Here is a 13207-nt window from a genome sequence, read left to right as displayed (position 1 = left end):
GAAGCGTTTGAATACGACGCTGACAGGGGGGAAAAACTGTCGGACCAAGGTGGTGGACCGTCGCGATGTTACTGCGTCACGCGCAATTTCGGTTGGGTGCTACAGACCAACAGGCGCCGCGTTCGCTCAAAGGGAAGCGGCGGTTGGACTGAATCACTTTTGCTCTGCGCTTCAAGGCTTGCCTCATGCAACGATTGCTACCATTGCGACCCAAGCCGCTAGGTTATCTGGGGTTGTTGCTACTGGGGGGCAGTCTGGCGCTGCCGGCGGTGCGTCATGGAGAAGTTATGTATGGAGTTGTCTGTTTTGCGATGTCGCTTGTGCTTGCGTTTGCAGATGCCGATCACGGCGGCGCGGCGGCCGAGTTGCCTTGGATGTGCCGGATTTCGCTGTTCGCCAACTTGGCCGCCGTCTGTGCATTTGCGCTGGGCAACTATTGCCAAACCGCAAGCCGATTTTGCGCTTTGCCGCTGTTTGTCGGCGTAGCGTGCGCCCTGTTTTATTTGATCGCGTTTCCCTACTCGCAATTAGAAAGCATCTATCCCGGTTATTACTTATGGCTGATCAGTCTGCTGATGATCGCTGCGGCGGGAGATTGGGGCGCGGCGCAGGAGAGCAGTGCGTGAGGCGGAGGCCAGACCTACTGTAGCGAGAGGACTTCGGCTTTGGAGTAGATCGGCAGATGCCGGTAATAGACTTCGAGCATGTAAACGCACAAGCATGTCATGAAAAGGCGACCGCCGATGACGCCGTGCTTGTCGCCATCGGGAGACCAGCTGCCTTTATTGCTGCCGAGCTGCTCTTGGCGCTGGGGAATAGCCTGACGCATCACTTTGTTCCACTCTTGCCAGGCCGAGCTTTCATAGTGATGTGCGACTTGGGTGCCATAGTACCAGTAGTAAACGTCCGGTTCTTTCCAGTCGATTGGATTGTCGATCAAAAAGTTGACCCCATCGGTCAATCGCGGGTCTTCTTGCTTCCAGCCCAGATATTGCCGACAGAGCAAACCCTCGGCCGTCATCGATAAGGTCGCCGGTTGATTGCGGGTTGGTTGGTAAGTATAGCGAGCGCCATTTTCTTTCGAGACGCTATCGAGAAACCCGCCGACCCGCTGGAGCGTATCTTCGGGAACGGTCAGTCCGCACATTTTGGCGCTGGCGAACGCGATCACAAACCAGCCGGTGACCGAAGTATCGGCGCCATCGCCGGGCGTATATCGCCAACCACCTTCAGGTGATTGAATTCGGACGGCATAGTCGATCGCGCGCTGGGCCGGCTGTTTGTACTGTTCGTCATGTGTCATACCGTACAACTCGCACAAGGCGATCGTCGCTTGGGCCTGGGTGTACAGCCGATGCTGATTGGCCAGCGGTCCGCTGATGAACGTGCCGTCGTTATCCATCTGCGACAGCAGAAAGTCCCAGCCGCGGCGGACTTCTTGGACGTACTCGCCTGCGATTGTCGTGTGACCTGCGCCTTGAAACGCCAACAGCGCCATCGCGGTCGCGGCGACATGATTTTCGATCCCGGCGCCATCGTTGTAAGGGCCCTTGAGACTCCACGAACCGTCGCGGCGCTGATTGCGTTTCAGCCACTCGAGCGCCGCTTTGACCGCTTGCTCGGTGGTTGCGTTGCCGCCGTACGCTTTCAGCATCGCCTGCTTACCGCCGCCATCGCTGCGAAAGTTGTACTCGACGCCGGGGTTTTCTAGCTCGCTTAGTTTGGCTTTGGTTCCGGTTGCGGCTAGCGTGGTCAGCGACTCTGGCGGAGGTTGCTCTGACTCAAACAACGTGATGTCAAAGCCGGTAACGTCGTCCTCCATCAGGTCGGCTTCGTCCAGCACAAACGGCTGATCAAGCTGCTCGCCAAGTTTTTCGGCATAGGTCGCAGTTACGGTAACTACTTGGTTCTGCCGCGGAGTGTATACGAACATCGCCAGCGCCAGAACCAAGAGAAAGTGAATGATCGTGCTGACCATCCAGGGAGGCATCAACTTGGTCGACTTGGCGGTCAAATCTGCGGCCGGTGCTGCATGCTCGGCAACTTTCAGATCGGGATTTACGATCTTAGGTTGGGTTCGCTTGGGCGCTGCTTGTGGCAAACCATGGCGATCGGTAGGCACGCTTTCGACTGACGCCGATTTGTCGACAGGCGTTAACTTGTCCCCAGGCGCCGCTTCTTTCGCAGGAGCCTGGCGGCGTGCAGGCTTTTCCGATGCTGTTGGTTGGGCTGGCGCTGGTTGGGGCGTAACGGCCTTGGAGGAATCGGATTTCTGGGCGCTGGGCAGTTTTGGGGGTCGTGGATTCGGCGGAGGCGGATTCTTGGCCGGAGTAGGACGAGAATTTTCTCCTCGCCAGCGCGGCTGCTCGCCTTGTTCGTCGGCATTGCGCGGCGGCGCCTTCTTGTTTGCCGCAGGACCAGGGGACTGCGGCTGTTTCGGCGCAGCACGCGGGCTTGGTTGAATTGGCTCAGCTTGAATTGGCTCGACCGGCGTCGCGTCATTTACCGGCGGAGTTGCAGCAGGCGGCTGCGTCGGCTCGGCTGGCGTGGTTGGCTCGGCTGGCGGGGTTGGAGGCTCCGCAGGCGCAACCGGCGGGCTGGGCCACTGATTGGGATTGCTAGGCGGTTGATAAGGACCGCTGGGAAACGGTGGATACTGGCCCGGCGGCGGATACTGGGACGGCGTAAATTGGGACGGGGGATAGGGAGGAGGAGAGTAGGGGGGCGGCGGATATTGCTGCGGTGGACCAAACTGACCCGGCTGTGGGTAGTTGTGGGGGGGGAAATAATTGGGGTTCGGTTGCGGTGTCGATTGGCCAAACGAGATAGGCGCTTTGCCCTGGTCACCGGCTGGTGGTGGAGTTGCAGGCTGCGAAATCGGCGCTGGTCGCTTTTCGGGCGACTTAATGCGGTCTTTCGGATGTTCCTCGCTCGACATCCACAGCTCCAAGACCGCTATCACAACAGACGGCCAAAATACCAGCGAAAAAAGGGGTTACGTCACTCTACCAGTCCCTTTTTCAAGCGGCAAGGAACCGGCATTGTACTCACCGGGTCGGCGCGCAGAATTCGCGCCGATTTTGTCGATTTTGACGCGCCAGCAGGGCATGATCAGCGTCGCGGGACGCCGTGATAGAAAGGAAATCGCGTAATTCTTCCCCGGCTTTCGTCGCAATTTTACCGACCGAAAAAGAGTAGCCGCCAATTTTTTCGGCCGGTCCCCTGGACACTCCCCCGGGTTGCTTTACAATTCACCACTTCCAACAGCGGCTTTGATGTCGCTAGTAGGATTTAATGTCGCGGGGTGGAGCAGCTAGGTAGCTCGCGAGGCTCATAACCTCGAGGTCGTCGGTTCAAATCCGGCCCCCGCCACTTTCTATCGAAATAAGCCCTTTGGCCAACAGGTCAAAGGGCTTTTTCATTGTGACGTAAAGAGTTACGTCATCGAACTTGCAGTTCAAACAGGTGATTTCGAGGATTCGACGTTTCGCAGCGTAATCCGCCGTAACCCACTTCTCTCTCAAGCTTTGCGAAAGTTCAAACGCTTTTACCGCAACGTCGATGATTTCGGTCCGATCACGACTGCAACGTTCCATCCGAAGTCGTAGCTCTGCTTCTTCGTCTCGTAGGTCTTGAGCCTTCATACGAAGCAGGAAATCTTATTCTTAATCGGCTTCTTGCGAATCGTCGCTTTGCATACCACCTTCACCCGCGTAGTTTGCTACTTGCTGACGACCGAATAACGTCCATTGATCGACAAATCAACTTCCCCGTTCGCACGAATCAGGCGAGCGAAAAACATGTTCACACAAGTCGTGATAGATCGAGTAGAAAACGGGGACCATATATAGGACCAACAACGTGCTGACCATCAGCCCGCAGGCGATGCTGGTGGCCATCGGGATCAGCATTTGCGCTTGACGAGAGGTTTCAAACATCAGCGGCATCAGGCCGCCGATGGTGGTGACGGAGGTTAGCAGCACGGGACGAAGTCGACGTGTCCCAGCTTCCTGAAGCGCCTGGTCGAGGGGAATTCCTTCCTTGACGCGGTGGTTGATAAAGTCGACCAACACAATCGAGTCGTTGACGACGATCCCGCACAATCCGACCAGTCCGAGCAAGCTAAATAATTCTAGTGGTCGTCCCAAGGCCCAATGCCCGAGCACGGCGCCGACCATTGCAAAGGGGATGATCGCCATGATTAGAAAGGGCTGGAAGTACGATTTGAACTCGATCGCTAACAGGACCAAAATTGCGAGCAGAGCAATTCCAAACCCCATCATCAAGCTGCTCACCGACTCTTGCGTCTGCTCTTGCTGTCCTTCCCAGCGAACGGTGACATAGGGAAACTGTTCCATCAATTCTGGAACAAAGTCGGTTTGCAACGATTTCACAATGTCATATGCGTTCCCTTGGCTTTCGTTGACGTCGGCAGAGATCGTGACGGTTCGCTTTTGATCTAAGCGATTGATCTCGGAGTAACCTCGGATGATCTCGACGTCGGCAAGTTCCGACAGCGGGCGTTCTACTCCATCTTCGGTTCGAACCCAAACATCTTGAAAATTCGAGAGGTTTTGGCGATCGCTACGAGGATAGCGAACCATAATCTTCACTTCATGACGTCCCCGTTGGATGCGCATCACTTCGGCGCCGTAATAGGCGTTGCGTAACGTGTTGGCCAAGTCGGACGACGTAACGCCGAGCGGCATCGCGTCCTCCTTCACGCGAACTCGGTATTCCCATTTGCCGGGGATCGCGTCGTCGGCAATGTCAAAGACGCCGGGGAATTTAGAGAGTTTTTCCATGTAGGCTGCGACGGCGTCACTCAGTTGTTCGGCATGAACGCTACTGGCCATCAATTTGAATTGAATGGGGGTTCCGCCCGGCCCGCTGAACATCGTATCGAAAGAAAGACTATCGACGCCCGGAATTTCGCCTACCGCTTTTCGCCAAAGCGAGAGAATTTCGGCGCTGGACAGCGAACGGTCCTTGCTGTTCACTAGTTCGACTTCGACACTTCCCTTGTGGCTTGCACCGCTGGTAGTCGCCTGCTCTCCTGGCGGGCCAGTTGAGACCTGCGATCCGACGACGCGACAATAGGTTTGTGCGAGCGGCATTCCCTGAGCGGCGTATTCGGAGTCGATCTTCTCAAACGCTTCCGTAATTCGCTTGGTCCAGCGATCGGTCTCACTGACCGGCGTACCGTCGGGAAAGGTTATGGAACAGACCAGATTTTTGCTGTCGATCTTACCAAGAAACACGAACGGAACGATTCCTGATCGGATCAAACCACCGGAGGCGATGAGGAGTCCGATGATGGTTGCAACCGAAATCAACTTGTTCGCCAAAACCAATCGCAACGTCGGCAAATAAAAACTTGCAATGAATGCGTCGAGGGCTTGTGAAGTGAGTCTATTCATCCAGCCGATTACATGGACAAGCCAAATAAAGGGAAAAAATATCACTCGTAGCGCGCGAAAGACGAGGCTATCGTGATGGCTCAAATGGGAAGGTAAGATCAAGAAAGCCTCTAACATGGAAACCAGCAGCATCGACAGAAGCGCGACAGGCATGACGCTTAGCATTTTTCCCATCTGGCCGGTCACGAACAGCAGCGGCACGAACGCCGCGATTGTCGTCAGTACCGCGGTGATCACCGAGGGAACGACTTCAATCGTGCCGTCATAGGCTGCTTGCATCGGCGACTTACCCATCTGTTGATGGGCGTGGATGTTCTCGCAAACGACAATCGCGTCATCAACGACGATGCCGAGCGCCATAATGAACGCAAACATCGAAAGCATGTTGAGCGAATTGCCAGAGAAGTAGAGATACGATCCGGTCACAAAGACGCAGAACGGAATTCCAATCGCCACCCAAAACGCGGCTCGCAGGTCCAGAAAGAGCGCCAATAGAAATCCGACTAGCGCCAAACCTTGGAGACCGTTGACAATCAGCAGTTGAACACGTTCACGGACGTCAACGGATTGGTCGCTCCAAGTGACCAGATGATAGCCGGCTGGCAAATCGGCTTTTTTTACGTAGTCGTAGACGGAGTCGACGACTGCCAGCAGGTCGTCGGTCTTGTTGCGAACGACCGACAGCGCCAGGCCAGGTTCGCCGTTGATTTCGCAGATCGCGGCCGTATCAGTAAACTCGTCGCGAACGACTCCGATCTCTCCGATCGTAAGGACCGTGCCGCTATTTCCCGAGAGGAGAGGCAATTCAGCGATTTCCTGACCGTAGAGTCGCCGATTATGACCGCGCAACAAGATCTCCTGTGAGTCGTCCCGAATGGTTCCGCCGGGCAACTCATGGTTTTCCTTCGCGACGATTGACGCCACTTTCGAAAGAGCTAGGCCATAGGAGCGCAGCCGTTCTTCTGGGATTTCGATGTCGATCTGATAGTCCTTGGCGCCGGAGATCTCAATATCGGTCACGCCGGGCAGGGCAAGCAAATCTTCCCGCACCTGTTCCGCAACTTCGCGCAAATTTATCGCAGCATCGACGCTGGTCGGCGGCGGCCCAATTAAGCCGACTCGGATCGCGGTTTCCTGACGAGTCTGGCGGCGGACTTCGGGATCTTCCGCCATGTCCGGAAAGCTGGTGATGCGGTCAACTTCGGACCGAATTTCGTTGAGCACGCGGTCAGGATCGGAAACGCCGGAGCGCAGTTCAATCGCAACCGACGCGGAACCTTCCGAGGAAGATGAAGTTACTTTACGGATGCCGTTGACCGAGCGGACCGCTTCCTCGATCTTCTGGCAAATCCCTTGCTCGACTTCGTCCGGCGACGCGCCGGGATAGGAAACCGAAACTTGGATCGTTTCCATCTCGAACTCAGGAAACATCTCACGATTCAGCTTGCTCGTAAAGTAAAGACCACCGACGATCGCCGCAATCATCAAGATGTTCATTGCCGGCTGATTCTGCATGGCCCAGCGGACTAACGACTTCATTGGGCTGGCTCCGTGATGGCGACTTCACTGTTTTCCACCGGGGCTATCAATGGCGATGTAACAACCAGATCGTCGGCGACGATTCCATCCTTGTCTTGATAGGCGATTACTTCCGCTACGCCTGAATTGGCGACGCTGATTGGTAATTGATGCAGTCTCTGATCGCGAACGACCCAAACGTATCCATTCGGTTTGACAGCCGCTTTTGGCAGTCGTAAAAGCGGTATTTTGGGATCAGCATGGATGACCACTTTGACGAACATGCCGCTCATGAGCGTCGGTGGAATCATCAACGGACGTTTCGCGATCACTTTCGGCTTCGCGTCGCCATCGACCGTGACGCGACACGGAATCAGACGCGTGATTTCGCTCAACTTGCCGCCATCAAAGAAGCGAAGCGTGGCCGGCCATTCGTAGCGAGCCGATTCGGACTCATAAACGACGGTCGCAGGAGTCTCGGGAAACTGATACGAAGCGCTCAACTGCGTAGAATTTAAGTCAGTCCCAGTCGTCTGCCAGAGCCACTCCATCTCATTCATGCGAATGCTGCAGCGGACTTCCATTTGGCTAGAATCTTGGATGACGACGACGACCGCTCCACGATTGACGAAGCTATCTTGAACAACCGGGTCCTTGGTGATCACGCCGGCGATGGGAGCTCGAATCTCGGTACGCGACAAATCGAGACGAGCCTGTTCGCATTCCAGCGACGCCAGTTTACATGCGTTTTCCAAGCGGACCCTCTGGGCAAGCAGCAATTGCATTGAATCGCGTTTCGATTGCAGTTCGGTATTCGCGTTGTGCTCGCTAAGCTTGGCGGTATCGACTTCCGCCTTCGAAATCACGCCGTTCGCTTTGATCGCTTCGAATCGACGAATCTCACGACTCTTGATTTCGACGTTCACCTCCGCCAACGTAATTTGCCCCTTGGCAGCTTCGATTTGTATCGTCAGCTCTTGCAGATTCGCTTCGGCCTGATGGAGCTGTTGATCGAGCTGCTGGACCCGAAGTTGATAATCGGTGTTGGCGATCTTCAGCAGGAGGTCTCCCTGTTTGACGTACTGGCCAATTCGGCACTGCGGCGCGCGATAGGCGATGCGGCCATCGACTTCTGGAGAAAGGGCAACCTCTTGAAACGGCACGACGACGCCGTCCGCTTCAAAGTCGATTCCCGAGTGATGCTCGGCGACGGTCGCCGTATCGACAATCGGGATCACCCCAATCGTTTCCCCCTTTTCCGAATGCTTCTTGGATTGCCCTAATGCGAGGAAAACTGCCACGCTCCCTCCGAGAATAGCGAGCGAAATAGCGACCTGAACGGTATTCCCCAAGAGCGAACGCCAGGCGGTTTTCTGTGGGCTAGACGGTCTGGGCATTTCGCGGGACGATTCTGGTTCGTCGGCTTTCGCGACTTCACTTTGGACCGTTTTACGATAGTTTTTTGTTAGATCGCCAGGCACGAAATTCTCGCAAGAAAAGACATAAACCCGCTTGAAATAAGCGATTGCGATGGGCCTGCGACGCATGAAATGCATCTGCCCCTGTACCTTAATTGGAGAAACGAGAATCAGCGTCCACAGAGATTTTCCCAAGAGGTGAGAATTTCCCGGGGAGAGATGAGCCCTAAGATCGGGGGGCTAGGGATTGGCCAACGGCGTTTCGCCTTTTGCAGACCGATCTAACCGCCATGGATCGTCAATCAGCGTCATTGGCGGTAAGGAAACTTGCATTTGCGCTAGTTGCTGCTGAAGAATCGCTTCCTCACGAGCTGCTTTCTCCGCTCGCTGCTTGTTACCCAACGTTGTATGGATGGATTTCAGTCCGCGCTGCGCCTGGGCGGCCATGTGCATCAGGAACGAGGGATTTTTGCCGATGCTATCCAAATCGCAATTTGCAATACATTCTTCCAGATCGCCACTGGCCTGGTTCAGATCGCCGCGCTCGTAGGCGACGATCGCCTGCAGATAGAAACTGCGGGCCAAGCCGAACTGATACCGTCTCGTATAGGGAAAATCTTCGGCGAGTTTGGCGATCGCTTGGCGGCTTTCTGTCAGCAATTTGTCGACGTCATCCAGTTGATGAGCATCTAGCTTCCGTTCTGCAAGTTGCTGCGAGATGCGGGCTGTAATCTCGCGAGTTTCTGGTTGTTCCGAAAATTTCAGCGGCAAATCGACCAGCAATTCGCGAGCGTTTTGCAACAATTCGAGTGGAGCTCGATCGAGATCCTGCGCTGAGAACTCGGCGGCGTGGGCATAGGTCCAAGCCAAAGCACGCCGATATTCCGCCTTTTGCGGAAACTCTGCGACTAGTTCTTCCAGCAATTGAACCGCCTGTTTCGTGCTAGAGGAGGAAGGCTCGCCGCCAGCGGCAAAATTCATCATTCCCCCCAGATCCTCCCAGCATCTGGCAAGCTCCAATCGATAGTCTCCCGACTTCGGAAACTGGTGCGCCAGTTGCTCAAGAATCTCGATCGATTGCGCAAGCAGTTGTCGGGCGTGCTCCGAATTGACCGGCGCACCGGTCGTGGAGCGAGGAATGACCTGGCCAAAGATGTTCGCTTTGGCCATCGCACTGAAGTCCTGGGCAAGCTGAAGCTGCGCCTCGGGCGTTCGTTTCCAATCGCCAACGCCGTTTACAATAATTTCACTCGCCTCCTGAAAACGCTGATAGGCGACGTCAAATTGATCGGCGGCCATCGCCAAATCGCCCAGTTGCTGATAAATCAACGCCATCTCCAGTTGCGGCGGAGTTTGCGATGAGACCACTAGCGACGGCACTTGCTTCAGCAACTCAATCGCTCGTTCAAAAGCGGCTTGCGCCTGATGCGCTCGACCAAGTCGCTGTTGAATTTCTCCCACTTTTCGGTAGGCCAGTGCGCTTTCGTACTGCCAACGCTCGCTATTTCCATTGGCTGCAGCAAAACGGTCGTAGAACGACAACAGGCCTTCGAGGATTTGTACGTCGTTGTTAGAAAGACGCGACATCGGCAACTCGCCCAGTTCAGAAACATTGGCCGAATCGGCCAGCGATCGGGCGGGCGCCTGGACGCTGATGCGGCGAAAGATCGTATCAAACGCCTCTGCCGCGAGGACCAGATTGGCCTCTGCTCGGCTGCTTTCCGTCTCGGCAGCAGCTCGCAATTGCGACTCCCGCAGGTACCCAAAGACCGCGGCGAAACAACTTAGGACTAAGAGGAGCAGTGTCGACGTAGTCAGCGCGGCCAACGCTGGATTGCGACGGCACCAACGACGCGCGTGCTCCCAAGGACTCGTGCGCCGCGCTCGAATCGGGATGTCATCCAGGTAACGCTGTAAATCCTCTTCGAGTTCATGCGCCGTGGCGTAGCGGTGATCTGGATCGGGCGCCATCGCCTTCAACACGATCGTTTGCAAGTCCGCTGGAATTTGCGGATTGATCGAACGCGGCTTGGGGGGCGTAGCACTCGTCTTCAGCTTTAACAATGCGGCATAGTGCTCGGCGCGGTCAAACGCCGGGCGAAGGGTCAACAGTTCGTACAAGGTCAGCCCAAGACTATAGATGTCGGTTTGCGTCGTTGCGCGTCCTTCCAATTGCTCCGGCGCCATGTACCGAAGCGTGCCGACGACATCGCCAGGCGTCGTCAGATCGGCCTCATCAAGCAACTTCGCGAGACCGAAGTCCATTAGCCAAGCTCGTCCGGCGTCGTCAAGCATCAGGTTTCCGGGCTTGATGTCGCGGTGGAGTACTCCTTGTTGATGCGCATAATCCAGGGCATTGGCCGCCTGTGCGCCGATGCCGGCAACGCTCCGCCAATAGTCGCGACTTAGGCGAACGGATGCGAATTGTCGATTGTCGCTGGGCGTTGGGCCGCTAACTATTGTCACCGCGCCGTTTGGCGCACCTATCGCTGACGACGTTGGCGATAAAACGGAATCGGAAGTTGGAGCGGCCACTTTCTTCGCCAGCAGCGATGGTTCGAAGCAACCTTTTTTCAAGGCGACGGCGATCTCCGCAGCCAGTTCGTCATCGACGTTCGTCGCTGAACCTGAATCCTCGGCGACATTGTTTTTCGAATCTGGTTCTTGAAGCGCGTTTAGTTCGGCCAGAATGCGGTCCAGGCTGCGACCTGCGATGAACTGCATCGCGTAGTAATGCTTCCGTTCCCATTGGCCGACCCCGAACACGGCGACGATATTGGGATGTTGCAGTCGGGCGGCGGCCTGTGCTTCACGGCGAAAACGCCGGACTGCTTGTGGGGAATCGGAAAAGTGATCGATCAACACTTTGATAGCAACCGTACGATCGAGTGATTCCTGTTCCGCTTCATAGACAACCCCCATGCCTCCGCGACCAATTATATTCATGATGCGAAAGTCGCCGATTGTTTCCGGGATTGGCTCCGATGTTGCTCTAGATGATGCTTGCCAGCGGTCTTCGTCGTGATGCGACTTCAGGTTTTCTAGCGCCATCAGCGTGCCGAACAGAGAGCGAATTTCGTCTGCATGGTCAGAATTGGCGGCGACATATTCGCTGATCGAAGGCTTCTCGCCGCTGCGCAATCGCTGGACGAATTCTTCTCCCAGCCTTTCGACCGGATCTCGGAACTCGTCGGAATCGTCCATGGTGTCGTAGCTTGTTAAAAGAATGTTTGTTGAGCGAAGTGACTAAGGATCAGGAAGCCAAGATACGCTTGAGAGTAACTTGTTCAACCGCTGCAATGCGCGGATGTATCGATTGCTTGCGGCTGTTTTGCTGATCCCCAACTCTACGGCGACTTCCGCATTTGTAAGTTCGTCAAAGTGACGCAGAGCGATGATTTCGCGATCCATAGGATCCATTTTCTCTAGTGTTGCTCTTAGGCGCTCACGAAACTCTCGTTTTGCGGCATCCCGACTAGGGCTGAGCATTCCATCCGCAAGAAACTGGGAAAGAGATTCCGGGTTCGCATACGAGGGAGCGTTTCCTCCCAACGAAACTTCCAGCTTCGCGTCCCGCTTCTGGACGCCCAGGTGGTGGCGATGTGCGGCGGTGATCTGCTGCCGAGTGATCAGGCGAAGCCACAATTTAGGGGTCAGATTTCGTGTTTCTAAATATGCGGGAAGCTGCCGAACCGCTTCCAAATAGGCTTCCTGGAGAATATCAGAAGGATCAACCCTGCCAGTGACCCGGGCGTCAAGCCGGATGTCGATCATTCGTCGCAGACGCACCCGGTGCGTGGCGAAGAGATTCGCCAACCCATTGTCCCCCATCTGCAGGGAAGTGAAGTCGGATTCGTCATTCGGTTCTTCTGTCATGCCATAATTATAGGTTAGACGCTGCGACGACGAATTGTGGGAAAATTTCGCCCCCCTCGGTATCGAACGTCGACACTATTTCAAGATTTCAGGAATGGGACCGAGGTAATCAAGATGGAAATGACTCCGATAGAAGTCAAATATGGCCATCCTACAATTGGAATCCGCGGACTTCTTATTGGCCGATCCGTCGAAGATTGTCACGCTTCATTTGCTAACTTCCCTGTAGTTGGACTATTCTACGACAGGTGGTCGGTGACAACGGCTTGCGATAATACGATCCACGGATCTCGCTTCATCAGATTCATACAGGTACCTTCGGTTTGACGCAGAGCGACACATCTCGGATTCTTCACTGCCTCAATCGTGGGGAGCAAATCGCCGCCGAGCAACTTTTGCCGCTGGTGTATGAAGAACTGCGCAAGCTGGCCAGTATCAAGATGGCGCAAGAGGTAATCGATCACACGCTGCAGCCGACGGCGCTGGTGCACGAAGCCTATTTGCGGCTCGTTGGAAATGGCGGAAGCTGGGAAAATCGGGGACACTTTTTCGCTGCAGCCGCCGAAGCGATGCGGCGAATTCTGATTGAAGAGGCGCGGCGGCGTGCGAGCATCAAACGAGGTGGTGACCTTGCGATTGTTGAATTGCCCGACAATCTGATTGGGCCCGGGCAGAATGACAGCGAATCGATTCTTGCTTTGGACGAAGCGTTAAAAAAGTTAGAAGTCGCTGATCCCGACTCATACAAGCTGGTGATGTTGCGCTATTTTGGCGGACTGACCGTCGATGAGGCGGCCGCTGCTTTGGGCGTTTCTCCGCGAACCGCAAAACGCCACTGGAGCTTTGCTCGGGCTTGGTTACAGCGGGAAATCGAGCGAAATTAAAGAGTTCGCCACAATCTTTGGCACTTTTTGTTGGCCGTTTTCGCATTATCAATAGGATGGATAAAGGTGCGCGCCGCGCCCAGCTTTCCCC

General features: G+C 55.3%; 8 protein-coding genes and 1 tRNA gene. 3 read left to right on the top strand and 6 right to left on the bottom strand.

What is annotated here, in order from left to right; all coding sequences use genetic code 11:
- The first annotated feature begins 185 nt into the window (after positions 1-185).
- Positions 186-626, top strand: a complete 441-nt coding sequence (locus tag SH421x_RS16145; protein ID WP_488850417.1) for a hypothetical protein — start codon at positions 186-188, stop codon at positions 624-626.
- Between the two features lie 14 nt (positions 627-640).
- Here SH421x_RS16145 and SH421x_RS16140 read toward each other — a convergent pair whose 3' ends face one another.
- Positions 641-2938: a prenyltransferase/squalene oxidase repeat-containing protein gene (locus SH421x_RS16140; RefSeq protein ID WP_488850415.1), complete on the bottom strand. Its 2298-nt coding sequence runs from the start codon at positions 2936-2938 to the stop codon at positions 641-643.
- A gap of 360 nt (positions 2939-3298) precedes the next feature.
- Here SH421x_RS16140 and SH421x_RS16135 point away from each other — a divergent pair.
- A tRNA-Met gene (locus SH421x_RS16135) sits at positions 3299-3372 on the top strand.
- Here the strand turns inward: SH421x_RS16135 and SH421x_RS16130 are convergent.
- From SH421x_RS16130 to SH421x_RS16110, 5 genes are all read right to left on the bottom strand, one after another.
- Complete coding sequence (locus SH421x_RS16130; RefSeq protein ID WP_488850414.1) at positions 3354-3644, bottom strand: hypothetical protein; 291 nt, start codon at positions 3642-3644, stop codon at positions 3354-3356. The genes SH421x_RS16135 and SH421x_RS16130 overlap by 19 nt on opposite strands.
- A gap of 117 nt (positions 3645-3761) precedes the next feature.
- On the bottom strand, positions 3762-6959 hold the full coding sequence (locus SH421x_RS16125; protein ID WP_488850413.1) for an efflux RND transporter permease subunit: 3198 nt from the start codon (positions 6957-6959) through the stop codon (positions 3762-3764).
- A complete protein-coding gene (locus SH421x_RS16120) occupies positions 6956-8239 on the bottom strand; it encodes an efflux RND transporter periplasmic adaptor subunit (RefSeq protein ID WP_488850412.1) in 1284 nt (427 codons plus the stop codon). The genes SH421x_RS16125 and SH421x_RS16120 overlap by 4 nt, the downstream gene beginning before the upstream one ends.
- Before the next feature lie 357 nt (positions 8240-8596).
- Positions 8597-11560 carry a protein kinase domain-containing protein gene (locus tag SH421x_RS16115; RefSeq protein ID WP_488850410.1) on the bottom strand — a complete coding sequence of 988 codons (2964 nt, stop codon included), beginning with the start codon at positions 11558-11560 and terminating at the stop codon, positions 8597-8599.
- A gap of 42 nt (positions 11561-11602) precedes the next feature.
- Positions 11603-12232: a sigma-70 family RNA polymerase sigma factor gene (locus SH421x_RS16110; protein WP_488850409.1), complete on the bottom strand. Its 630-nt coding sequence runs from the start codon at positions 12230-12232 to the stop codon at positions 11603-11605.
- A gap of 323 nt (positions 12233-12555) precedes the next feature.
- Between SH421x_RS16110 and SH421x_RS16105 the strand changes: the two genes are divergently transcribed.
- The gene (locus SH421x_RS16105; protein WP_488850408.1) at positions 12556-13116 is read left to right on the top strand and encodes an ECF-type sigma factor; all 561 of its coding nucleotides are present in this window, start codon (positions 12556-12558) and stop codon (positions 13114-13116) included.
- Positions 13117-13207 lie beyond the last annotated feature (91 nt).

The sequence above is a fragment of the Blastopirellula sp. SH421 genome, assembly GCF_057808535.1.
Note: the sequence above shows the minus strand (reverse complement) of the source record. Positions and strands in the feature narration are given on the sequence as shown.

Coding starts and splice junctions, on each gene's coding strand:
- SH421x_RS16130 (WP_488850414.1), bottom strand. CDS start 3,644: ATGAAGGCTCAAGACCTACGAGACGAAGAAGCAGAGCTACGACTTCGG.
- SH421x_RS16145 (WP_488850417.1), top strand. CDS start 186: ATGCAACGATTGCTACCATTGCGACCCAAGCCGCTAGGTTATCTGGGG.
- SH421x_RS16140 (WP_488850415.1), bottom strand. CDS start 2,938: ATGTCGAGCGAGGAACATCCGAAAGACCGCATTAAGTCGCCCGAAAAG.
- SH421x_RS16125 (WP_488850413.1), bottom strand. CDS start 6,959: ATGAAGTCGTTAGTCCGCTGGGCCATGCAGAATCAGCCGGCAATGAAC.
- SH421x_RS16115 (WP_488850410.1), bottom strand. CDS start 11,560: ATGGACGATTCCGACGAGTTCCGAGATCCGGTCGAAAGGCTGGGAGAA.
- SH421x_RS16110 (WP_488850409.1), bottom strand. CDS start 12,232: ATGACAGAAGAACCGAATGACGAATCCGACTTCACTTCCCTGCAGATG.